General features: G+C 65.5%; 19 protein-coding genes. 10 read left to right on the top strand and 9 right to left on the bottom strand.

The features are described from left to right. Positions 1-75: 75 nt before the first annotated feature. From RUU78_RS00115 to RUU78_RS00100, 4 genes are all read left to right on the top strand, one after another. Entirely contained in the window at positions 76-1,317 is a 1,242-nt protein-coding gene (locus tag RUU78_RS00115; protein ID WP_313912625.1) for an efflux RND transporter periplasmic adaptor subunit, read from the top strand. A gap of 75 nt (positions 1,318-1,392) precedes the next feature. Further along, positions 1,393-2,079: an ABC transporter ATP-binding protein gene (locus RUU78_RS00110; protein WP_313912546.1), complete on the top strand. Its 687-nt coding sequence runs from the start codon at positions 1,393-1,395 to the stop codon at positions 2,077-2,079. A gap of 19 nt (positions 2,080-2,098) precedes the next feature. After that, positions 2,099-3,256, top strand: a complete 1,158-nt coding sequence (locus tag RUU78_RS00105; protein WP_313912545.1) for an ABC transporter permease — start codon at positions 2,099-2,101, stop codon at positions 3,254-3,256. A gap of 12 nt (positions 3,257-3,268) precedes the next feature. Continuing rightward, positions 3,269-4,474, top strand: a complete 1,206-nt coding sequence (locus RUU78_RS00100) for an ABC transporter permease (protein ID WP_313912544.1) — start codon at positions 3,269-3,271, stop codon at positions 4,472-4,474. 629 nt (positions 4,475-5,103) lie between these two features. On the opposite strand, the gene yedA is transcribed toward RUU78_RS00100, so the two are convergent. From yedA to RUU78_RS00085, 3 genes are all read right to left on the bottom strand, one after another. Continuing rightward, the gene (gene yedA, locus RUU78_RS00095; protein ID WP_313912543.1) at positions 5,104-6,009 is read right to left on the bottom strand and encodes a drug/metabolite exporter YedA; all 906 of its coding nucleotides are present in this window, start codon (positions 6,007-6,009) and stop codon (positions 5,104-5,106) included. Positions 6,010-6,089: 80 nt separating this feature from the next. Next, complete coding sequence (locus tag RUU78_RS00090) at positions 6,090-6,962, bottom strand: methylated-DNA--[protein]-cysteine S-methyltransferase (RefSeq protein ID WP_313912542.1); 873 nt, start codon at positions 6,960-6,962, stop codon at positions 6,090-6,092. 111 nt (positions 6,963-7,073) lie between these two features. Continuing rightward, a complete protein-coding gene (locus RUU78_RS00085; RefSeq protein WP_313912541.1) occupies positions 7,074-7,706 on the bottom strand; it encodes a glutathione S-transferase family protein in 633 nt (210 codons plus the stop codon). A gap of 396 nt (positions 7,707-8,102) precedes the next feature. Between RUU78_RS00085 and RUU78_RS00080 the strand changes: the two genes are divergently transcribed. The 5 genes from RUU78_RS00080 (at position 8,103) to RUU78_RS00060 (ending at position 13,542) form a co-directional block, all read left to right on the top strand. Then, complete coding sequence (locus RUU78_RS00080) at positions 8,103-10,160, top strand: endonuclease (protein ID WP_313912540.1); 2,058 nt, start codon at positions 8,103-8,105, stop codon at positions 10,158-10,160. A gap of 140 nt (positions 10,161-10,300) precedes the next feature. After that, positions 10,301-10,516, top strand: coding sequence for an ECF-type sigma factor (locus RUU78_RS00075; protein WP_313912539.1), 216 nt, complete (start codon positions 10,301-10,303; stop codon positions 10,514-10,516). Continuing rightward, the gene (locus RUU78_RS00070) at positions 10,503-10,625 is read left to right on the top strand and encodes a hypothetical protein (protein WP_313912538.1); all 123 of its coding nucleotides are present in this window, start codon (positions 10,503-10,505) and stop codon (positions 10,623-10,625) included. The genes RUU78_RS00075 and RUU78_RS00070 overlap by 14 nt, the downstream gene beginning before the upstream one ends. 304 nt (positions 10,626-10,929) lie before the next feature. Then, positions 10,930-11,145: a hypothetical protein gene (locus RUU78_RS00065; RefSeq protein WP_313912537.1), complete on the top strand. Its 216-nt coding sequence runs from the start codon at positions 10,930-10,932 to the stop codon at positions 11,143-11,145. 144 nt (positions 11,146-11,289) lie between these two features. Next, positions 11,290-13,542, top strand: a complete 2,253-nt coding sequence (locus RUU78_RS00060) for a hypothetical protein (protein ID WP_313912536.1) — start codon at positions 11,290-11,292, stop codon at positions 13,540-13,542. A gap of 321 nt (positions 13,543-13,863) precedes the next feature. Here RUU78_RS00060 and RUU78_RS00055 read toward each other — a convergent pair whose 3' ends face one another. After that, positions 13,864-16,638: a valine--tRNA ligase gene (locus RUU78_RS00055; RefSeq protein WP_313912535.1), complete on the bottom strand. Its 2,775-nt coding sequence runs from the start codon at positions 16,636-16,638 to the stop codon at positions 13,864-13,866. A 159-nt stretch (positions 16,639-16,797) separates the two neighbouring features. Between RUU78_RS00055 and RUU78_RS00050 the strand changes: the two genes are divergently transcribed. Then, the gene (locus RUU78_RS00050; RefSeq protein WP_313912534.1) at positions 16,798-17,850 is read left to right on the top strand and encodes a cyclic nucleotide-binding domain-containing protein; all 1,053 of its coding nucleotides are present in this window, start codon (positions 16,798-16,800) and stop codon (positions 17,848-17,850) included. Between the two features lie 225 nt (positions 17,851-18,075). Here RUU78_RS00050 and RUU78_RS00045 read toward each other — a convergent pair whose 3' ends face one another. From RUU78_RS00045 to RUU78_RS00025, 5 genes are all read right to left on the bottom strand, one after another. Continuing rightward, positions 18,076-18,723, bottom strand: coding sequence for a hypothetical protein (locus tag RUU78_RS00045; protein ID WP_313912533.1), 648 nt, complete (start codon positions 18,721-18,723; stop codon positions 18,076-18,078). 646 nt (positions 18,724-19,369) lie between these two features. Next, a complete protein-coding gene (locus RUU78_RS00040; RefSeq protein WP_313912532.1) occupies positions 19,370-19,933 on the bottom strand; it encodes a hypothetical protein in 564 nt (187 codons plus the stop codon). Beyond that, a complete protein-coding gene (rpiA, locus tag RUU78_RS00035) occupies positions 19,930-20,574 on the bottom strand; it encodes a ribose-5-phosphate isomerase RpiA (protein WP_313912531.1) in 645 nt (214 codons plus the stop codon). The genes RUU78_RS00040 and rpiA overlap by 4 nt, the downstream gene beginning before the upstream one ends. A 142-nt stretch (positions 20,575-20,716) precedes the next feature. Beyond that, positions 20,717-21,169: an EVE domain-containing protein gene (locus RUU78_RS00030; protein WP_313912530.1), complete on the bottom strand. Its 453-nt coding sequence runs from the start codon at positions 21,167-21,169 to the stop codon at positions 20,717-20,719. 94 nt (positions 21,170-21,263) lie between these two features. Beyond that, a complete protein-coding gene (locus tag RUU78_RS00025; protein ID WP_313912529.1) occupies positions 21,264-21,872 on the bottom strand; it encodes a 5-formyltetrahydrofolate cyclo-ligase in 609 nt (202 codons plus the stop codon). Positions 21,873-22,032 lie beyond the last annotated feature (160 nt).

Raw genomic sequence — 22,032 nt, 5'->3', positions numbered from 1 at the left:
TATGGCACACTTCGCCGTTGCGGCGAGCGGTCAGTACCGCGATGCCGCAATCGACCTCCCGCAGGACATGGTGGAATCGTGGACAACACGGAAATGCTCAAACAGCTGCGTATCGATCGCAGCGCCGCGGCCTCGGAGCCGTCGGGCAGGGGACGCTGGATCGGTGTCGGCATCGCGGTCGTCCTGATTGCCGCGGCGGTCGCATGGTTCCTGCTGGGCCGCGGTAATACATGGGTCGTCGCGACGGCGGTGGCGCAGCCCATCAGCCCAGCAGTCGCCGCCGGTTCGTCGGTTCTCGACGCCAGCGGCTATGTCACCGCGCGGCGCCAGGCGACCGTATCGTCCAAGGTCACCGGACGCGTTGCCGAAGTGCGCATCGAGGAAGGCCAGCGCGTCGAGGAAGGCGAGGTGCTGGCACGGCTCGATCCCGTCGACGCGCAGGCACAGCTCGACCAGAACCAGACACAGCTCGCCGCGGCTCGCGCCCAGCTGACCGAGCACAAGATCCAGCTCGTGAAGGCAGAACGCGATCTGAAACGCCAGCAGGAGCTCGCCGCGCGCAAGCTGACCAGCCAGCAGCTCACCGAAAACGCAGCCACCGAAGTGGCCTCGCTGAAGGCACGCGTCGCGGTGCAGGAACGCCAGATCGCCGTCGCGCAGAGCGGCGTCGACCTGGCCCGCGTGAATCTCGACAACACCGTCGTCAAGGCGCCTTTTTCCGGCGTGATCACCGTCAAGGCGGCGCAGCCCGGGGAAATCGTTTCGCCGATCTCGGCTGGCGGCGGCTTCACGCGTACCGGCATCGGCACCATCGTCGACATGAACTCGCTGGAAATCGAAGTGGACGTCAACGAGTCCTACATCGGCCGCGTGCAGCCCGGCCAGCCGGTGGAAAGCACGCTCAACGCGTACCCGGACTGGAAGATACCCGGCAAGGTCATTGCCATCATCCCGACCGCCGACCGTGGCAAGGCGACCGTCAAGGTGCGCATCGGCATGGACGTGAAGGATGCGCGCATCGTGCCGGACATGGGTGCCCGCGTCGCCTTCCTCGGCGAAGCCCGGCCCGCCGGTGAAGTCGCACCCAAGCCGCTGCCCGGCGTGCTCGTGCCGAGCGAGGCGATCAGGAAGGTGGGCGACATGTCACAGGCTTTCGTGATCAAGGACGGCCGCCTCGAAGAGCGCACTCTCACGCTCGGCCAGACGATGTCGAGCGCGCGCCAGGTGCTGAGCGGCCTCAATGTCGGCGACCGCGTTGCGCTCTCGCCGCCCGATGGCGCCAAGGCCGGCGACAAGGCCGAGAGCAAGAATCCGTAGCCACGGGTTACGAAAAATATTTTTCTCCATTTATTCATGCCGATCACCACTCGCGACGTAGAACCGGAGCACCCCATGAGCACCCTCATCAGCATCCGCGACCTGACCAAGAGCTACGAGCGCGGCAAACAGAAAGTGGAAGTGCTGCACGGTCTGACCCTGGAAATCCCCAAGGGCGATTTCGTCGCGCTGATGGGACCGTCCGGATCGGGCAAGACCACGCTGTTGAACCTCATCGGCGGGTTGGACCAGCCCAGTTCGGGCGAGCTGTCCATCGACGGCAAGCGCATCGACAAGTTCAGCAGCGCGGAACTCACGCGCTGGCGCGCCGCCAACGTCGGCTTCGTGTTTCAGTTCTACAACCTGATGCCGGTACTGACGGCCGAAGGCAATGTCGAGTTGCCATTGCTGCTGACCAAGCTGTCCGCCGCGCAGCGCAAGAAGAACGTGGCGATCGCGCTGCAGGTCGTCGGCCTGGCCGACCGCGCCAAGCATAAGCCGCGCGAACTCTCCGGCGGCCAGGAACAGCGCGTCGCGATTGCCCGCGCAATCGTGTCCGATCCGGAACTGCTCGTCTGCGACGAACCGACGGGCGATCTGGACCGCAAGACCGCCGACGAAATCCTGACCTTGCTTCAGACTCTCAACCGCGAGCATGGCAAGACCATCGTCATGGTTACGCACGATCCGCGAGCGGCTGAATACGCCAAGCGCACCCTGCACCTGGACAAGGGCCAGCTGGCTGAACAGGCGGCGCACTGAGCGCGACGGAGCCTATCCGATGACCAAGACCGGTTTTGTCATTGCGAACCTGTTTCGCAAAAAAACCCGCACCGTGCTCACGCTGCTTTCGGTGATCATGGCCTTCCTGCTGTTCGGCCTGCTGCAGGCCGTCAACGTGATGTTCAACGCCGGCTCGGACTTCGTCGGCGCGACACGCGTCGTGACGCAGGCGCGCGTCTCATTCACCCAGTCACTGCCGCTGCGCATCCTGCCCGAGATCGAAGCCGTGCCCGGCGTCGACAAGGTCATGTTCCAGCAGTGGTTTGGCGGTGTATACGGCGAAAACACGCAGATGTTCACGTTTGCCGTCGAGCCGGCTCGCCTGCATGCGGTCTATCCGGAATACGTGATGGACGATGCGGCCTGGACGAACTTCGGCAAGACGCGTACCGGTGCGATCGTCGGCCGCACGCTTGCAAACCAGTACAACTGGAAAGTCGGCGACAAGCTCCCGCTGAAGTCGAACATCTTCCCGCAGAAAAACGGCAGCAAGGAATGGGCCTTTGACATCGTCGGTATCTACGATGGAAAGGACGAGCAGTGGCAGCGCCAGACCAATGCGATCTTCATCAACTTCGAGTATTTCAACGAAGCCAACCAGTTCGGCAGTGGCGCGGCCGGCATCTACGTGCTGAAGCTGGCCAACAGCGACGTTGGACAGAGCGTCACCGAGGCGATCGACAAGAAGTACGAGAACTCGCCCGACGAGACGAAGAGCCAGACCGAAAAGGACTGGCAGGCCGGCTTCGTCAAGCAGATCGGCGACGTCGGATTGCTCGTGCGTTGGATCCTGTTCGCAGTGTTCTTCACCTTGCTGCTCGTGGTCGGCAACACCATGGCGCAGAGCGTGCGCGAACGTATTCCGGAACTGGCGGTGCTCAAGACGCTGGGCTTTTCCGACGGTAGCGTGCTGGGCTTCGTCATGGCCGAAGCCGTGGCGCTCTGCGCGATCGGTGGGCTGATCGGCATGGGGCTCGCGACGCTGCTCGGCATCGTGATCCAGAAGCTCGCCGGAGCTTTCCTGCCGATCAGCGTGGACAGTTCGGTGTGGACGACCGCCCTGATCGCGATTGCGCTGCTGAGTGTGGTCGTGGGATTGCTGCCGGCCTTGCGTGCGCAGCGCCTCAAGATCGTCGACGCCCTTGCGGGCCGCTAAAGGAATGCCGACATGCTGAGCCAGATCACTGCCATTACCGGCATCAACCTCAAGAGCATTCCCGAACGCTGGGGGCCTTCGCTCGTCATCGTCGTTGGTCTTGCAGGGGTTGTTGCCGTATTCACCGCGCTGTTCGCCATGGCGCAGGGCTTCGCGAGCACGCTGGCCGACCGCGGGCGCGATGATATCGCGCTGATCCTGCGCGGCGGTTCCAGCGATTCAGAGCTCAACTCGGTGCTGACGCGCGAAGTCGCGACGCTGATTACGCAGGCGCCCGGGATCCGTCGCAGTGCCGACGGCAAGGCCGAAGCGGCGTCGGAACTCGTCGTCATTTCCGAGCTGCCCAAGAAGGGCGAGCCGCCGCCGCCGCCGGGCAAGCGCGCCACGGGCGTGAACGTGACGCTGCGCGGCGTCGAGCCGTTGTCGTTCACGCTGCGATCCAACGTGCGCGTCATTGAGGGCCGCATGTTCCAGTCGGGTCTGCGCGAAATGATTGTCGGCCGCGGCGTCATCAGCGCATTCGACGGGGCCGAGATCGGCAAGGTCGTGCGCATGCGCGGTTCCGACTGGACGGTCGTCGGCGTATTCGAGTCGGGCGATGCGAGTGAAAGCGAAGTCTGGGTCGACCTCGGTACGGCGCAGACCACGTTCGGGCGCGGCGGTAGCGTCAGCTCGGTGCTGGCTCAGCTCGACGGCGACGGTGCGATGGACAAGCTCAAGGCCTCACTGGCGGCCGATCCGCGCCTGGCGAGCGACGTCACGACGCAGCGCCAGTACCTCGGTGCGCAGACCAAGGACTTCCGTCGCATGATTGAAACGCTGGGAATGTTCCTCGTGGTGGTAATGGGACTGGGGGCGATATTCGCCGCGCTCAACACCATGTATGCAGCCGTTGCCGCGCGCGCTCGCGAAATCGCGACGTTGCGGGCGATCGGTTTCGGCTCGATGCCGGTGCTCGTGTCGGTCATGATGGAGGCGCTGCTGTTGTCGGCGCTTGGCGGACTGCTCGGTGCGACGATCGCGTACGTGCTGTTCAACAACGTCTCGCTGTCGACGCTTGGCGCCAATTTCACGCAGGTCGTCTTCAGCTTCAAGGTGACACCGGCGCTGGTCGGCAAAGGCTTGATCATTGCGGTAGTAATCGGCTTCATCGGCGGCCTGCTGCCGGCTGCGCGTGCTGCGCGCCTGCCGATCACGACCGCGCTGCGCGAACTCTGAAACAACAGTAGTGCCGTGTTGCAACGCCCGTCGCGAGCCTGTCCGCGGCGGGCGTTGTCATTTCTGCTGTGCCGGTTTGGCCTTCGCAGGGTGAATCGAATGAAGCTGGATCTGCGCTGCGGTCTGCGCAAGCGTGCGGGTTTTCCGGGCGCGGACGCTCGCCCGACGGCGGTGCGGATTTCGTCCTTGACCTGCGCCTGCGGCCGTGGCCGTTCGACGGCGTGAGCATCGACGAGGTGTGCTGCTCGCACATCCTCGAGCATCTCGACGGGCCGGAACGCATGGCCTTCATGGATGAGTTGTACCGCGTGATGAACTCCAGGGGCGAAGGCGCTGCTCATTGCGCCGTCCTGGACCTGGGGCGGCGCGGTGCAGGATCCGACCCACAAATGGCCGCCAATCATCGAGCGGTCGCATCCGCATTTCAACGCCGACGCGCGCCGCAGCATGAGCGCGGAACACTTTGGCGATCCGCACCAATTTCGACGCTCGAGTTCTCCGGCGTGCTCGCGCCGCAGATCGCGCGGCCCGGGCCGCGGGAACATGCGTCCGCGAAGAAGCACTATATGAATGCCGTGCTCGAGCTGCATGCGCAGCTGACCCGGCGCTCAGACGGGTCGCCGCGGCGCTCAGGTCTTGTCGCGTGCCAGTGTGATGATGGCGACGCCGCCGAGGATCACCGCCATGCCGACGATATCGAGCGCATGCACACGTTCGTTCGCGAGCAACGCGCCGAACAGCACCGCGACCGGCGGATTGACATACGCATAGCTCGTCGCCAGCGCAGGCCGTACTGTGCGCAGCAGATACAGGTAGGCGCTGAACCCGATGATGGAGCCGAACACGGCGAGATAGGCCAGCGCCAGCGTCGCGCGCAACGTCGGTGCGACCGGCAGGCCATTGCCATTGATCAGTGCGAGCAGGGTCAGCGCGACGCCGCCGGTCAGCATCTGCGCAGCGGTGTTCATCATCGGCTCGGGCATGTCCTGTCGCTTGGACCAGAGCGAGCCGAAGGCCCAGCTCGCCGCCGCAGCGAGCAGTGCGAGTGCGCCGAGGCGCGAGCCGGCCAGATCGCCGCCGATATTGAGCAGGATCACGCCGGCAAAGCCGACCAGCAGCCCGATCAACTCCAGTCGCCGCGGCCATTGCCCAAACCAGGCGCCGAACATCGCGGCGAACAGCGGCATGCTCGCGACCGCGACCGCCGCCAGGCCCGACGACACGGTCTGCTGCGCCCAGCACACCAGGCCATTGCCGAAGCCCAGCAGCAGTGTGCCGGTGATGGCGCAATTTCGCCATTGCAGCATTGTGGGTTTTGCGACTCCGCGCCAGCGCAGGAACGCATACAGCGCCGCGCCGGTGATCAGAAAGCGCAGCGCCGCCATCGTGAACGGCGGATAGCTTTCCAGGCCGATGCGGATTGCGAGATAGGTCGAGCCCCAGACCAGATACAGCGACACCAGGGCCAGCGGCACGAGCAAGCGCGGCGAAAAGCGCGGCGCGGCGGTGGGTGCGACAGAAAGCGGTTCGCTCATGACACTCGCAGGTAAACGGCCCCCCGCTTCCTAGTCAAACCATCCTACGCGTGCGCGCAGGAGCCAGACAGCGCCACTGTTCATATCGCCTGCGGAACCACTTCGGTTTCGCGCGCGAGCAACTGACGCTTGCGCGCAAGGCCCCAGCGGTAGCCGCCGAGACTGCCGTCCTCGCGCACGACGCGATGACACGGGACGACGATGGCGAGCCGGTTGCTTGCGCAGGCGCGGGCGACGGCGCGCACCGCGCGCGGCGATCCGATCGCCTGCGCCACCGCGCTGTAGCTGCGCGTCTCGCCGGCGGGAATGCGCGTGAGCGCCTGCCAGACGCGCCACTGGAACGCCGTCGCGCGCAGGTCGAACGGCGGCATCGGCGCATCGCTGGCCTCGCTCCAGCCCAGGTTCGCATGCACTTCGGCGATGACCCGCGCCAGCCATTCGTCGCGTCCCGCATCGACGCGCTCGCGCTGCGCGGCGGGGAACTCGCGTTCGAGTTCGCTGCGCAGTTCGTCCTCGTCGGCGCCGAGCAGGATCGCGCAGATGCCGCGTTCGGTCGCGGCGACGAGCAACACGCCGAGCGGCGTCGTCAGCGTGGTATAGCGCAGCGTCGCGCCGGCACCGCCGCGGCGGTAGTCGGCCGGCGTCATGCCGAGCAGCGTGTCGCTCTTCTCGTAGACGCGGCTGCTCGAGCCGAAGCCCGCCGCATAGACCGCGTCGGTGACCGACTCGCTGTCGCGCAGCGCGGCCTTGAGGCGGCCCAGGCGCCGGCTGGCGGCGAATTCGGCCGGACTCATGCCGTAGCGGGCGCGGAAGCGGCGCTGCAGATGGCTCGGCGAAAGGCCGACCGAGCGCGCGAGGGTCTGCAGGCTCGGCGCGTCTTCCGCGCAGCTGATCAGCTCATGCGCCTGGGCGATCGGATCGGACGCGGCGCTGGCGGATGGGCTCACGGACATGGCGGCGGATTCCGGCGGTTGCGATGGGCACAGTCTGCGCGCAGGCACCGGAGCCGGCCATCCGGATCTTGCGCGCGGCCGCGTCGGAATCGGCCGCGCCGCGCGTCGGAATCAGGCTCGGTCGAGCACCGCGAACAGGCCGCTGGCCTGGGCCGCCGCGCGCGTACCGAGCCGGTCACGGTAGCGCACGAGGTTGGGATACGTATCGCCGTCGAGCGCCTTGCACAGACTCAGCAGCACGAGTTCATGTCCCATCACGATGTCCGGCAGCATGAAGGTATCGCCGACCAGGAACTCACGTTCCGCCATGTGTGCATCGACCACGGCCAGCGCCCGGGACACCAGGCTGACGGCCGTCGCACGGCGTTCCGCATCCGGCCGCAGCAGCGTGTAGTTCATGACCTGAAAGCCCCGTGCATCGAGGTCGGAGGCGCAGAAGAACAGCCAGCTCAGCCAACTGGCGCGCAGGGGCGAGTCCAGCGCCGGTACCAGGCCGGCCTGCGGATGCTGCTCGGCCAGGTACTGGCAGATCGCGACCGACTCGATCATGCAGCCCTGCGCCGTCTCGACCAGCGGTACCTGACCGAACGGATTCTTCGCGCGGTACGCCGCCTCCTTGTGATCACCGCCGCCATAGCTCAGTGCGACTTCTTCCAGCGGCAGGCCCAGTTCCAGCGCCGTCCAGCGCACGCGCGCGGCGCGATCGAACGGCGCGAACGAATACAGTTTCAGCGGTGCTTTCATGGGATTCCCTCGTGTCTGCATGATCGCAGCCCCTGCATGATCCCGGTCGCCGCGGCGCCTGCCAGTGCGGCGTGCGCCAGGGCCGGCGTCGTTTCCGCCCGATGCTGGACGGTCGCCCGCAGGCGGCTGGACCGGACGGCGCAGGGCGGCGCACCGGCTTGCTGCGTTCCGCCGTGCAGTTGTCATGCAGTCTCGTTATATTCGCCCGATATCCGGACCATGGCCGTCCGGATCTGCCGGGCTCGCTGTGGACACGCGGGCTCGCCGCGTCCTCCACGGCGGAGGCGCAGCAACGGGTTGCACGCAACCCATCGAATCAGACCGGAGCCTTCCGGTCATCGCTTGTCGGACTTGCGCGGGATGCGCGGCTCCGTCTTCAAACCAGGGGATTCTCCGATGTCGTTTCGCTCCCGGGCGCTCAGCAGCGCGCTGTTCGCGTTGCTGTCCGGCCTTGCCACTGCGGCCATGGCCGACACCGCCGTCTTCATCAACGAATTGCATTACGACGACAGCACCGCCGCCGGCGATACCGGCGAAGCCATCGAGGTCGTCGGCCCGGTCGGCGCCGACCTGAGCAACTGGCGCGTCGTGCTCTACAACGGCGGCAGCAACGGCAGTGCCGCGACGACTTACGACGACGATCTGCTCTCGACCGCCGCGTCGACGACCTGCGGCAGCAAGCAGGTCAAGGTACTGAGCTACGCCACCAATGGCGTACAGAACGGCGGCTTCGACGCGATCGCGCTGGTCGACGCCGGTGGAACCGTAGTGCAGTTCCTCAGCTATGAAGGCGCGGTCACCGCGAGCAACGGTCCGGCCTCGGGCATGACCAGCGTCGACATCGGTGTATCCGAAACCAATTCCACTGCGCCGGGCACTTCGCTGCAGCTCAGCGGCAGCGGCAGCGACTACGGCAGCTTCGCCTGGCAGGGCAGTGCAACCCAGACCTTTGGCAGCTGCAACAACGGCCAGAGCTTCGGCCCGCCGGTCGATATCGCGCCGACGGTAGCCTCGACCGCGCCGGGCAATGGCGCGAGCGGGCAGGCGAACAATGTCGACATCACCGTGAGTTTCAGCGAACCGGTCGACGTGACTGCTTCCTGGTTCACGCTGGTCTGTGGCGTCAGCGGCGCGCATTCGGCAGTCACGAGCGGCAGCGGCAACACGCGCACGCTGAATCCGGACACGGACTTCACCGCTGGCGAGGTATGCACGCTGAACGTGATCGGCGACGAAGTCACCGACCAGGACGGCACTGCCGATGCCATGGCCGAAGACTTCAGCATGAGCTTCAGCACTGCGGGCGATCTCGCGCCGACCGTGACGACCACGATGCCGGCCAGCGGCGCCAGCGGTTTCCCGGGTGCGTCGAACCTGAGCGTGACGTTCTCCGAGCCCGTCACCCTCGACAGTGGCTGGTTCACGCTGAGCTGCGCGAGCAGCGGCGCACATACCGCCGTGGCCAGCGGCGGACCGAGCCAGTTCCAGCTTGATCCCGATGTGGATTTCGGGCTTCTGGAACAATGCACGCTGACGATTCTCGCGAACAAGGTGCACGACCAGGACGGTACGATCAACGACATGGCGGCGAACGTCGTCGTCGTGTTCGAGACCGCTGCGTCGGTCAACGACTACTACAACGGCGTTGACACCTCCAGTGGCCCGGCGCTCAAGGCGTGGCTGCACAACCGCATCAAGGACCACACCTCGATCTTCTACGGCGACACCTATACCGTCATGAACAAGGCGGACGAGGATCCGACCGATACGACCAAGGTCTGGGACGTCTACAAGAACGAGACCTACCCCAAGCAGACCAGCGGCGCGGCCAACTACAACCGTGAGCACACCTGGCCGAAGTCGCTGGGTTTCCCCAACCCGACCGACAGCAGCGGACGGCCGAACCCGCCGCATACCGACGGCCACATGCTGTATGCCTCGCACGTGGGCTACAACTCCGATCGCGGCAACAGTCCGTACGGCCTGTGCCCGAGCTGCACCGCGCGGCCGACCACGCTCAACCACGGCGTCGGCGGCAGCGGCACGTCGAACACCAACTACTTCAACAGCAACACCTTCCAGGTCTGGGACTTCCGCAAGGGCGACATGGCCCGCGCCGTGCTCTACATGGTCGTGCGCTACCAGGGCGGCACCAACGTCAGTGGCGCCCGCGAACCGCGCCTGGAAATCACCGACGACCGCGGCCTGATCGTCGGCAAGGACGCAACGACGTGTACCGGCTGCATCGGCTACATGGGTCTGAAGACCGTGATCCTGAACTGGAACGATCAGGATCCGCCGGACGAGCGCGAGCGCTACCGCAACGCGATGGTCCAGACCTTCCAGGGCAACCGCAATCCGTTCATCGACCACCCGGAGTGGGCACGCTGCGTCATCGACAACGTCAACTGCCCGGTCGTCGTCGATGTGATCTTCCAAGCGGGTTTCGAATAAGTGATTCATCGCAGCCGGCGGCGCATGCCGCCGGCCGCGCCGGGAGACCACCACGGGCCGCGCATGCGGCCCGTTTCCGTAGCGGCTTGCGCCGTCCGGTCGCGCGCGTAGACTCGGCCTCATCCGGACGGGGGAACCGCATGGACGAGCCCGGCGAAATCACGACCTTCCGCCGACTCGCCGCCAAGCGTCGGGATCCGAACCTGCGCAGCGATCTCGACGACGAGCTGCCGCTGCCGCAGCAGGTCGACGAACTCGTTGCGCTCGACGACGCATTGACCCGACTCGCGGCGCTGGACGAGCGCCAGGCGCGTGTGGTCGAGCTCGAGTTTTTTCGCCGGCATGGAACCCGATGAAATCGCCGAAATGATCGGCGTCGACTCGGCCACGGTCACGCGCGACGGGCGCCTCGTGCGCGGCTGGCTGTTCCAGCAGTTGGACGGCGGGCCTGCCGGACTGGGTTGAGCTGACCACGATCGACGCAGCGGTGATCTGCCGCGTTGGGGGTTGGATCCGCACCGCCCAAGGAAACTGCCGGTGAGTCCATCCGACAATCTAGCTAATTATCAAAAGGTAAATTCGATAACCGAATCGGCGATCGACGTGGACGCGACCGCACGCGGCGACTGGCTCGTGCGGCGATGCGGCATTGCACCGCGAGGCACAGCACTGGCTCGATGCGATCACGGACGCCGAGGCACAGGCCTTCCTGCACACGTAGCCCGCGCCCACGCCGACCTTCGGCAGCGACACGCGCCGGCGCTATCGCGTGCTGGGTGAACTCGACCACGGCGGCATGGCCACGGTCTATCTGGCCGAGCGCGTCGCGCAATGGCGCATCGCCCGGCGGCATGCCGGCATTGGTGCCGGCGAGGGTAACGATCAACAGCAACTGCACCAGCAACTGCACCAGCAACTGCAGTACGTGGCGACACGGGCGAAATGCATAAATGACGGCGGTACTCGGCGGGGTGGTCTCGCCTGACGCGCAGGATTGGCGCCATCCCGATCACGCGCCGCGCGGCCCGGCGCGTCGGTCGAGAATCTGTCCCGTGCTGCAACCTGGTCCACAAATCCCGCCGCAGCCGAGGCCTAGACTCCGCCCTGCCGCCACCCTCGGAGCATGTCCATGAACCTGCCAAGCACGTCCGGACGCTTCCGCACGATGGTACGCGCAGGTGTCGCCCTGCTCGCGGGTCTCGCCGCCGCCAGCGCGCCGCTGCACGCGCAAAGCCTGTTCCGCTACGGCTTCGAGCCGTTGCAACCGGCACCGGAGGTGCGCGTGCTGCGCGACGATCGCGTTGCGACGCTGGAGATCGACTACGACGCCGACGACGCCTGGGGCCAGTGGTGGACCATGGACGGTAGCGGCACTGATCCGGCCGGCTTCCGCGTGACCTGGTGGACCGGCGCGACCGCGCCGCTTGCGCCGGCACTGCTGCCGTCGCTGCGCACGGGCAGCCTCGGCTGCCTCGGCGACGAGGGGCATGCGGCCGCTGTGGCCACCGATGTGCGGTGGCTCGTGACTGGCAACCGCCGCGTGCAACTGCAGCCGCTCGCCAACGGCGTGCCGCATCACCTGCGCGTCGAGCGCGTCAACGCGCTCGGCGAAATCGTCAGCTATCCGCGCCTGCTGAGTTTCGACGGCGGCGATGCGGCGCGCGTGGACGCGCTGCGCGCGCAGATGACCTACTTCGACGATTTCAACCGACCGCTCGGCGCGGCCGACGAGAAGCTCTGGAACAACGCGACCGTCACCTCGACCGACGCGCGCTTCAACCTGTTCTTCATCAACGACCAGTTCCACGCGCATACCCTCAACGGCACGCGCCGCGACCACACCGGCGACAAGTCGCAGACCGCGCAGCGCTTCCGCAAGCCGCTGCGCATCGAGCCGGGCACGCGCCGGCGCATCGTGTTCGACATGGATTCGCCGCTGAGTCCGCGCTCGGTCTGGTATCTCGATCTCAATCCGGTGTCGACCGACCTGACCGGTCACGCGGACTTCTTCGACATGGAAGGCGCCACCGGCCTGCCCGCAGGCATGCTGCGGCTGCGCGCGCAGGGACAGCACTTCAGCGTCAATCTCATCGACATGAACGGCGCCTCGCATCCGATCGCATCGGTCGACATGGAGGCAGCCGGACGCCAGGCGGTGCCGAACGTGCGGCGCAGCTTCGAGGCGCGCGTCGGCACCGACGGCGTGGAGGTGCTGATCGACGGGCGCAGCATGATCAACGCAAATTACGGCGCCAACGTGTTCGCGCCGGGCGACTACGAGTTGCTCTGGGTCGGCTTCGGCTACAACACGCCCAAGGATGCGGTGCCGTACTTCCTGCTGCACTGGGACAATTTCGGCTTCGACGGTCCGGTGGTCGAGCCACGCGAAATCCATAATTACGTCACGCGCATCGCGGGCACGGACTACGAGAAGGCCAACCGCGGCAATGCCGCATTCCCGACGTATACCGTCGCTATTCCCGACGACCTGCGCCCCGTTGTCGCCGGAGCGACGGCGCAGGCCTGGCTCGTGCTGACCTACCAGATGGGCGATTACTCCTGGTTCACGCTGGCGCCCGGCGATCATGTCCGCGTCAACGGCACCGCGACATTCCCGCTGCCACCGCGCATCAACAACAGCGTGCCGAACGATCCGGACCTGCTCGCCTGGGGCATGCCGCATACGGTGCGGATCAAGCTCGGCGACCTCGTGCAGGGCGGCGCCTCGCCGCTGCGTGTCGGCGACAACACCTTCCAGTTTTTCATCGAGAACAGCGGCATCCTCAATGTTCACGTCGAGGTGTTGTTCCCGCCCGGCAGTGCGCCGGCGTACACGCCGCCGTCGGCCATCCATGCCTTCCCGCTGCACGCGCAGCTACCGAAACTAGGCCTGCCCGCGCGCTTCGAGCAGATCGGCGCGGTACAGATCGAGCAGCAGCATCTGATGGGAACCGAACCCGCGGCGCGTATCCCGGTAGCAGGACTCGTGCCGCTGAATTTCGTCGTCGGCAACCGCAGCTACGCGAACTGGGCGCCGCAGCTGATGCTGTTCCCGGTGGCGAGCACCGAGGTCTGGAGTACCGGTGGCACCGCTGGAATTGCTACGGTCGAAGTGTTCGTGCGCCGCGTCGGAACCGGCAGCGGGCCCGGCGAACGCGTGCTGCTGCTCGACACGATGCGCGACGTGCCGGCGCCGCAGGGACGCTATTCGCGTCCGCTTGATACCACCGCGTTTGCCAATGGCGACTATGAGATTTTTGTACAGGCCACCGCGCCGGGCGGCCTCAAGAGCCATCCGAGCTACGGCAACGAGGTCGAACTCTGGGATGCGGCGCAGCTGTCGGGCGCGTATTACCCGATCCAGATCCGCATCCAGAACTGACGTGCTCGGCGTCTTCAAGCCCTCCCCTTCAAGGGGGTGAAGGACGATGGTTCAGAACCGCAGGTTCTCATCGTCCTGAACGCCCCATGGGCCGGAGGGTTGGGTGGGGATGGTGTTCAGCGTGAGGCGTAGATCAAAAAGTGCTTGTACTGAAACACAAGTCCTCTACAGAGCTCTGATGCAACAGCAGCAACAACGCCATTGCTGCTCCAACCGCTCCCTTGAAAAGGGAAAGAAACGATGGTCGGGAACCGCAGTTTCTCATCGTTCTGAACGGGCCGAAGTGGCTTCCGCCTCTTTCTTCAGCAGCGCCCGCTGCGCTCAGCCCAGCCGTCGCTGCTGCTCGCGCAATCCGTCGAGTTCGACGCTGAAGGTCGCGAGACGCTGGCGCATTTCGTCGACCACTGCCGCCGGCGCATTCGCCACGAACGTCGGCACGCCGAGCTTGGCGTTGCACTTGCCGATTTCGCCTTCGACACGCGTGATTTCCCTGGCCAGGCGCGTCTTCTCCGCGCCGAGGTCGATGAGACCTTCGAGCGGGATCAGCAGCTTCAGCTCGCCGACGATCGCGGCCGAGGCGGCCGGTTCGGCTTCGCCGGATTCGAGCCAGCGCTGGCTGTCGAGTTTCGCGAGGAACGCGATCTGCGCGCCGAATTTCTCCACGCGCGCGCGGTCGGTCGCAGTACCCGCCGCGTACAGCAGCGGAATCGCCTTGCCCGGCGCGAGGTTCATCTCGCTGCGGATGCGGCGTAGCTGCGAGATGACCGCCTTGAGCCATTCCACTTCGGCTTCGGCGCCCGCGTCGGCGGCAATGTCGACGGCGCGCGGATAGTCCTGCAGCGAAACACTCGGCGTTGCGATATGCAGGCGCGGTGCGATGTTCTGCCAGATTTCCTCGGTGATGAACGGGATCAGCGGGTGGAGCGCGCGCAGCAGCCGTTCCAGCGTGTAGAGCAGCGTGTGGCGCGTCGAATCCGCCGCGGCTGCCTCGCCGCCGTTGAGCGCGGGCTTGGCCAGCTCGAGGAACCAGTCGCAGAAGTCGTTCCAGGTGAATTCGTACAGCGCCTGCGACACGAGGTCAAAGCGATACGCGGCGAACTGCGTTTCGACTTCGCCGAGGCAGTGATGCAGGCGGGCGAGGATCCAGCGCTCCGCTTCGGTCTTCGGCGCGGGCACTGCGCCGGCCTCGACGCTGAAGCCTTCGCAGTTCATCAGCACGAAGCGCGCCGCGTTCCACAGCTTGTTGCAGAAGTTCTTGTAGCCGCCGCAGCGGTCGAGGTCGAATTTGATGTCGCGGCCATGGCTGGCGAGCGAGGCAAACGTGAAGCGCAGCGCGTCGGCGCCGTAGGCGGCGATGCCGGCGGGATAGTCCTTGCGCGTGGACTTCTCGATCTTCGCCGCCATCTGCGGCTGCATCAGTCCGCCGGTGCGCTTGGCGACGAGTGCTTCGAGTTCGATGCCGTCGATCAGGTCGATCGGATCGAGGATGTTGCCCTTGGACTTGGACATCTTCTGTCCGTCCTTGTCGCGCACGAGACCGGTGATGTAGACGTCCTTGAACGGCACCTCGCCGGTGAAGTGGTCGGTCATCATGATCATGCGCGCGACCCAGAAGAAGATGATGTCGAAGCCCGTGACCAGCACCGAGGTCGGCAGGTAGCGCGCATAGCCGCGCTCGGCCATGGCCTTTTCGTTCGGCCAACCCAGCGTCGAATGCGCCCACAGCGCCGAGGAAAACCAGGTTTCGAGCACATCGTCTTCGCGCCGCAGCGCCGGGGCTGCGCCGCCGTGCTTCGTGCTCGCCTGTGCGATCGCGTCGTCCTCGTCGCGTGCCACGTAGCAGTTGCCGGCGTCGTCGTACCAGGCCGGGATGCGGTGGCCCCACCAGAGCTGGCGGCTGATGCACCAGTCCTGGATGTTGCCCAGCCAGTGGCGGTAGGTGTTGATCCAGTTCTCCGGCACGAAGCGCACCTTGCCGGTCTCGACGAGTTCGAGGCCGCGCGCGGCGAGGCCGTCCATCTTCACGAACCACTGCCAGGTGAGATACGGCTCGATCACCTGGCCCGTGCGGTCGCCGCGCGGCACCTGCAGCTTGTGCTTTTTCTCCTCGACCAACAGGCCGGCGGCGTCGAGATCGGCCAGCACGACCTTGCGTGCGTCGTAGCGGTCCAGTCCCTGGTATTGGGCCGGCGCGTTGACGTTGATCTTCGCCTCGTCGGTGAAGATGTTGATCGGCGCCAGGCCGTGGCGCTGGCCGATCGCGTAGTCGTTGAAATCATGCGCCGGGGTGATCTTGACGCAGCCGGTGCCGAATTCGCGCTCGACGTACTCGTCGGCGATGATCGGGATCTCGCGTTCGCTCAGCGGCAGCGCAAGGGTCTTGCCGATCAGTGCAGCGTAGCGTTCGTCTTCCGGATGCACCGCGACGGCGACGTCGCCGAGCATGGTTTCCGGTCGCGTCGTCGCGACGACGAGCGAACCCGAACCGTCGGCCAGCGGATAGCGGATCGACCAGAGCTTGCCGTCTTCCTCTTCGCTGACGACTTCGAGGTCGGAGATCGCGGTCTTGAGCACCGGATCCCAGTTGACCAGGCGCTGGCCGCGGTAGATCAGGCCCTGCTCGAACAGGCGGACGAAGGTTTCGCGCACGGCCTCCGACGGAATCTCGTCCATCGTGAACATGGTGCGATCCCAGTCGCCCGAGACGCCCATGCGCCGCATCTGCCGTTCGATGGTGTCGCCGGACTGCTGCTTCCACTCCCAGACGCGCTCGATGAAGGCGTCGCGGCCGAGCTCGTTGCGGCTCTTTCCCTCGGCGTTGAGCAGGCGCGTGACGACCATCTCGGTCGCGATGCCGGCGTGGTCGGTGCCGAGCTGCCACAGCGTGTCGCGGCCGCGCATGCGGTGATAGCGGATCAGCGTGTCCATGATGGTGTGCTGGAACGCATGGCCCATATGCAGCGTGCCGGTGACGTTCGGCGGCGGCAGCAGGATGGCGTAGGGCTCGCCCTGGCCGGAGGGCTTGAACCAGCTGTTGCCCTCCCATTGCGCATACCACTTGGATTCGATCTGGCCGGGTTCGAAGCTCTTGTCCATGACGTGAGTGACCTTGGCCCCGACGATTCAGTCAAGGCGATTGCGGTAAGGGGATGCGCCGATTGTAACGTCGGCTGGCTTTGCGGCCCAAACCCGCGCTATTCCCGCCCCGTAGGAGCGCCGCTACACTCGGCCGGGCAAGCAACGGAGGGAGCGGGCATGAGTGTCAACAGCGCCGATCTGGCCAAGCTTTACCCGCTGGATTCCCTGCGGCCGGAAAACCTGGAACAGCTGGCGCGCGAAGCGACAACCGAGGACCTGGGCCGCGGCGCCGTGCTGTTTTCCGCCGGCGAGACCGACGAGCACACGATTTTCGTGCTGTCGGGCCGGATCAAGGGCGAATATCCCGACGGCAAGATCAAGGAGACCGACGCCTCCACCCTGCAGGGCCGTTATGCGCTCGGCGACATCCAGCCGCGCCGCTTCACCGCCACGGTGAACTCGATCAGCGCGACCGTCGCGCGCATCGACCGGCGCTACATGGAAAAGATTATCTGCTGGGACCAGCTCTCCCGCGCCGAGAACTTCCGCCACTACGACTCCACGCCCGAGTCCAACCGCTGGGTGTTCCGCCTGCTGCAGTCGCGCGTCATGCACAAGCTGCCGACCGCCGGCATCGAGCGCATGTTTCAGCGCTTCGAGCAGGTCGACGTGCGCGCCGGCGAGATCATCGTGCGTGAAGGCGAACCCGCCGATTATTTCTATGTAATCAAGGACGGCACCGCATCGGTGTCCAAGAGCCTCGAGACCGGCGACTCCGTGGTCGCGTACCTTGTGCGCGGCGACAGCTTCGGCGAGGACGCGCTGCTCGCCAACACCGTGCGCAACGCGACTGTTGCCATGATCAAGGACGGCAAGCTCATGCGCCTGGCCAAACGCGCCTTCGACGAGGTCATGAAGCCGCCGGCGGTGGACTGGCTGACGCCGGGTAAGGCGTCGATCTTCGCGCGCCAGGGCGCTGTCGTGCTCGATGTACGCATGCCCGAGGAATTCGAGCAGCGCGCGATCAAGGGCGCGCTGAACACGCCGTTGTATACGTTTCGCGAAACCGTCAACGCTTACGACCGGGCAAAGAAATACGTCGTCTACTGCAACACCGGTGAACGCAGCGCTGCGGCGGCGTTCATCATGGCCAAGATGGGCTTTGAGGTTTACGCCTTGCAGGGCGGCATTTCGGGGATGATCAAGCAGATCGACCGGAAACCCGCGTAACGCGCCCAATCACCGTCGGATGGTAACGGTGTCGCAGCGCCAAAAGAGCACCGAAACAGGCGCACGCGACAGCGTGGCTGGTGGGTTGATGGCGGACACCTCGCGATCGACGCGATGCTCACTGAGTGGTCGTCGGGCAGCTCAGCTTGCAAGCCATGTTCTGCGCACGATCTGGATTCCCGCACGAGCCACGTCGGCTCGTGCGGGAAGGTCATGCTTTGTGGCTCAGAGAAAACAACCTGGGCCGATGCGATAGCTGAAGCCATACGCCACCACGGCCGGGATGCTCGCGCCCGGGCAGGTGACAGTGGCGTAGCTCGAGGCGTAGCAGGAGGTCGGATTGGCATCACTCACGGACGCCGGTGCGGCGCCGACTGCGCTGCTGTTCTTGTATGCGGAGCCAATCACGGTAGACGCAAAGTTGGCGGTCGCTGCTACCGGGCCGGTCGCGTTGCTGGCGACGCTGTAGCCGCTCGCCGTCGTGCCGCCGTTCGCGGTAGCGCGGGCATAGATCTGCGTGGTGCCGCAATTGCCGGTCTTCTCGTTGACCATCTTGGATGCCGGCTGGGACAGTTCGGCAATCGACGCGTCCAGATCGTTGAGTGCAGCCTGCTCGGAACGGTTGAAGCCATCCACCGAGTAGCTCTGTTCGAGCAGCGCGCGATCATGCCTCATGATCGCGACCAGGGAGTCACGGCCCGCCTGATTGGTGGCGACATAGGACGCGTCGCCGCCGTTCTTGTCGGCGTACAGGCCCTCGCTGACGTGGGCAAGGCCTTCTTTCTGTGTCAGTACCTGATCGAGGGAGCTCTGCGCCATCGCGGCGCTGGAAATCATGGAGAGTGCAAGAATCGAAGTGCGGAAACGCATCATTGGATGACTCCGTTGTTGAAAGCAGATTCTGTGGTTACTTCCCGATAGTGCCCCCTGAAGTGACGCATGGTAATGTCAATTGAGTAAAAAAGCAGTTATATACTTCAAGGGCAATATGTGATGAAGTCACTTTTACAGTGTGTCCAACTTGTGGTAGGCGAGTCGCGGCTTCGGGGCGCGCGGGTGTCGCTGCCATTGCCTGTGCCGTCGCCGAAGGCGGTAGGCGCCATGGTAGGTCGAGTGAGGACACCCACAATCGTATGAGCAGCAGGTATTCCGGTTCCGCGCTCGATTCGGCTGAGGCGTCCCAATCGCGCGAGTGATCCCGCACCACTCGTCCGGATGGCGTGCATGAACGACGACTGGGGTTTCTCATCTTCAGCGACGTCGACGAGAGGCGCCTGGAGCGCCTGCGCCGCGGCTTGGATACTGGCGCAGGTCTGGTCGACGCCATTCCCTGCGGCTGCAATCCGGCATGCCACCGGCACTGGCGCTGGCCAGGAATCGACGAGCTCGACGGCCACGTCGTAGGCAATCGCAGGCAGGCCTGGCTTGGCGCGGGCGATGTGCTGCGTGCCGGAAACCGCTTCATTGACAACCGCACGAACCGAGCTTCGGCAGCATCACCGCGCGCGGCTACGTGGCTTCAGCGCCTCCATCCCCGCACTGGCGGCGCGTTCGTCACCGTCGGCTCGTCGGCAAACAGGGCGCGCACCGCGGCGAGCAACGGCGCGATCGCGCGTTCGCCGGGGCCGAGGCTGCAGCTCCAGTGGACTTCCTGGCTGCGCCGTCCGTCACTGATGCGCAGGCGCGAGTCAGGACCGCAATCGGACGTGACGACGATACGATCGAGCGTCGTGCCGCAGGCGCCGTCGAGACCAGAGTCCGGATCGCAGTGCGCTCCTTCCGGTTCGGGTAGCGTGTCGAGATCAGCAGGCAGTCGAAAGAAGTTGCTGCGTTGCGCAAGTTGCAGGAAAGCCACGAGCCGGTCCTCATCGAGATTCAGGCGTCGAGTCAGGTAGATGGTCTCGCCGAAGCGGTACTGCGCGTAGCTGCCCTGCGCGCCCGCGTCGACGCGATAAGAGACAGCGTCACCTTGTGCGTAGTGCAGCGTGATCGCGTGTCCCGGTGACGACGGCGCGCTGGCGCAGCCGGCGAGCAGCGCCGCGACGATCGCGGTCGTGGCCCGTCGGCTGCGCCGCGCGGTCACGCCATCAGCTCACTGCCGATCAGGACGATATCGGCTGGCCGTGCGGCGAACAGGCCGACGCAGACCACGCCGGTGATCTGGTTGTAGTCGCGTTCGGTCGCGACCGGGTCGACGATCGACAGGCCGTGCACGTCGAGCACCCAGTTGCCGTTGTCGGTGACGACGCCGTCGCGCCAGACCGGCTGGCCGCCGCGCTTGGCGATCTCGCGCGCGACGTAGCTGCGTGCCATCGGGATCACTTCCACCGGCAGGGGAAACTTGCCGAGCACGTCGACGCGCTTGGCCGCGTCGATCATGCAGACGAAGCGGTCCGACGCGGCCGCAATGATCTTCTCGCGCGTCAGCGCGGCGCCGCCGCCCTTGATCAGACGCTTGTGCGTATCGCATTCGTCGGCGCCGTCCACGTACAGCGGCAGCGTGCCGACGCTGTTGAGATCGACGACGCGGATGCCGCGCTCACGCAGCAGTTCACTGGAGCGTTCGGAACTCGACACCGCACAGTCGATCTCGTGGCGCATCTTGCCGAGCTCGTCGATGAAATAGGCGACGGTGGAACCGGTGCCGACGCCGACGACGCTGCCTTTTTCCACATAGGTGACGGCGCGCTGGGCGGCGAGACGCTTCTGGTTTTCGCGATCCATGGGAACTCCGAGCTGATGAGGCAATTGGCGATGTGCCTGGATCCCGTTGCGCGTCGGCTCAGGTCGCGCGCGCGTCGATGGAATTGCCAGGCACGCGCAAAGATTTCCGGTGAGGTGGTGCGCGCCACGGGTCGCGTCGCGTCTATTCCAGCGACAGGATGAAATCCCATTCCTTCTTGCTGACCGGCAGCACTGACAGGCGGTTACCTTTCTTGACCAGGGCCAGGTCCTGCAGCTGGGGTTTGTCCTTGAGCTCAGCCAGCGTGATCGTGCGCTTGAGCGTGCGCGTGTAGCCGACATCGACGAGCAGCCAGCGCGGTTCCTCGCGCTTGCTGCCGGCGTCGTAGTAGTCGCTCCTGGGGTCGAACTGGCTCGGGTCGGGGTGCGCTTCGCTGCGGATCTCGGCGAGGCCGACCACGCCGGGTTCGTCGCAGTTGGAGTGATAGAACAGCACGCCGTCACCGACCTTCATGTCGTCGCGCATGTAGTTGCGCGCCTGGTAGTTGCGCACGCCGTTCCACGGCTCGAGTTTCTTCTTCTTCAGCGCGTCGATGGAGAACTCTTCGGGTTCACTTTTCATCAGCCAGTAACGCATGGGCTTTCCCGTTCGGTGGCAGGCGAGGTGATGAGTGCAACAGGATGCCGGCGGCAACGATGCGAGGCGTGGCCCTGGCGCGGCGGCAGATGATTCATGGCGGCGGCGCGCCGCCGCAGTCGATCAGCTCGCGCTCGGTCGCGATCAGGTCCAGCTTCACGTCCCAGGTTTCGGCCGCGAGTGTATCGACTTCCTGGAAGCTATAGCCGATGCCCACCAGTAGCGGCAGGGCCGGGCGTTCCACGCCTTGCAGGAAGGCGAAGCTACGGTCGTAGAAGCCACCGCCGTAACCGAGCCGATGGCCGCGACGATCGAAGCCGAGCAACGGGACCAGAACGAGTTCGAGGGCTGCGGGATCGACGAGTTCGTCCGGCGCGACCGCGGGCTCGGGAATGCCGAAGCGGTTTGGCTGTACCGTGCTGGCTGCGCTGTAGCGTGCAAAGCGCAACTGGCGATCCGCGCCCGCGACGGGCAGATGGAAGGCCTTGCCCTGCCGCCAGCACTGCGCGACGACGAGATGCAGTGAGAGCTCGCCATTGACCGCGAAATAGCCGCCGATGCGATCGTCGACGCTGAGCTCGGGCAGTAGCTGCAACTGCTGCAGCAACCCCTGTGCAGCGGCGATGCGCTGGGTCGCCGGCAAGCCCGCGCGCTGTTCGCGCAGACGCTGACGCAGTTCCTGCCGCGTGGCAATGGCATTCATCAGGGAGCGGCCAGAAAAAAGGGCGCGCAATCATAGCAGCGCAGCCGCGTGAGCCCGGCGGGGAACAGAGGGAACGGAAATGCGTGGTTGCTTTTGGAGCCCGCCTGAGTCAAGGGGGTGAAGAGTGATCGCTCAGAACCACCGGTTCTGATCACTCTGA

Origin of the sequence: Tahibacter sp. (assembly GCF_032229445.1) — a bacterium.
Lineage (GTDB): Bacteria > Pseudomonadota > Gammaproteobacteria > Xanthomonadales > Rhodanobacteraceae > Tahibacter.
This window is presented reverse-complemented; position numbering and strand designations above follow the sequence as displayed.

Coding starts and splice junctions, on each gene's coding strand:
- RUU78_RS00110 (WP_313912546.1), top strand. CDS start 1,393: ATGAGCACCCTCATCAGCATCCGCGACCTGACCAAGAGCTACGAGCGC.
- RUU78_RS00105 (WP_313912545.1), top strand. CDS start 2,099: ATGACCAAGACCGGTTTTGTCATTGCGAACCTGTTTCGCAAAAAAACC.
- RUU78_RS00100 (WP_313912544.1), top strand. CDS start 3,269: ATGCTGAGCCAGATCACTGCCATTACCGGCATCAACCTCAAGAGCATT.
- yedA (WP_313912543.1), bottom strand. CDS start 6,009: ATGAGCGAACCGCTTTCTGTCGCACCCACCGCCGCGCCGCGCTTTTCG.
- RUU78_RS00090 (WP_313912542.1), bottom strand. CDS start 6,962: ATGTCCGTGAGCCCATCCGCCAGCGCCGCGTCCGATCCGATCGCCCAG.
- RUU78_RS00085 (WP_313912541.1), bottom strand. CDS start 7,706: ATGAAAGCACCGCTGAAACTGTATTCGTTCGCGCCGTTCGATCGCGCC.
- RUU78_RS00080 (WP_313912540.1), top strand. CDS start 8,103: ATGTCGTTTCGCTCCCGGGCGCTCAGCAGCGCGCTGTTCGCGTTGCTG.
- RUU78_RS00075 (WP_313912539.1), top strand. CDS start 10,301: ATGGACGAGCCCGGCGAAATCACGACCTTCCGCCGACTCGCCGCCAAG.
- RUU78_RS00070 (WP_313912538.1), top strand. CDS start 10,503: ATGGAACCCGATGAAATCGCCGAAATGATCGGCGTCGACTCGGCCACG.
- RUU78_RS00060 (WP_313912536.1), top strand. CDS start 11,290: ATGAACCTGCCAAGCACGTCCGGACGCTTCCGCACGATGGTACGCGCA.
- RUU78_RS00055 (WP_313912535.1), bottom strand. CDS start 16,638: ATGGACAAGAGCTTCGAACCCGGCCAGATCGAATCCAAGTGGTATGCG.
- RUU78_RS00050 (WP_313912534.1), top strand. CDS start 16,798: ATGAGTGTCAACAGCGCCGATCTGGCCAAGCTTTACCCGCTGGATTCC.
- RUU78_RS00045 (WP_313912533.1), bottom strand. CDS start 18,723: ATGATGCGTTTCCGCACTTCGATTCTTGCACTCTCCATGATTTCCAGC.
- rpiA (WP_313912531.1), bottom strand. CDS start 20,574: ATGGATCGCGAAAACCAGAAGCGTCTCGCCGCCCAGCGCGCCGTCACC.
- RUU78_RS00030 (WP_313912530.1), bottom strand. CDS start 21,169: ATGCGTTACTGGCTGATGAAAAGTGAACCCGAAGAGTTCTCCATCGAC.
- RUU78_RS00025 (WP_313912529.1), bottom strand. CDS start 21,872: ATGAATGCCATTGCCACGCGGCAGGAACTGCGTCAGCGTCTGCGCGAA.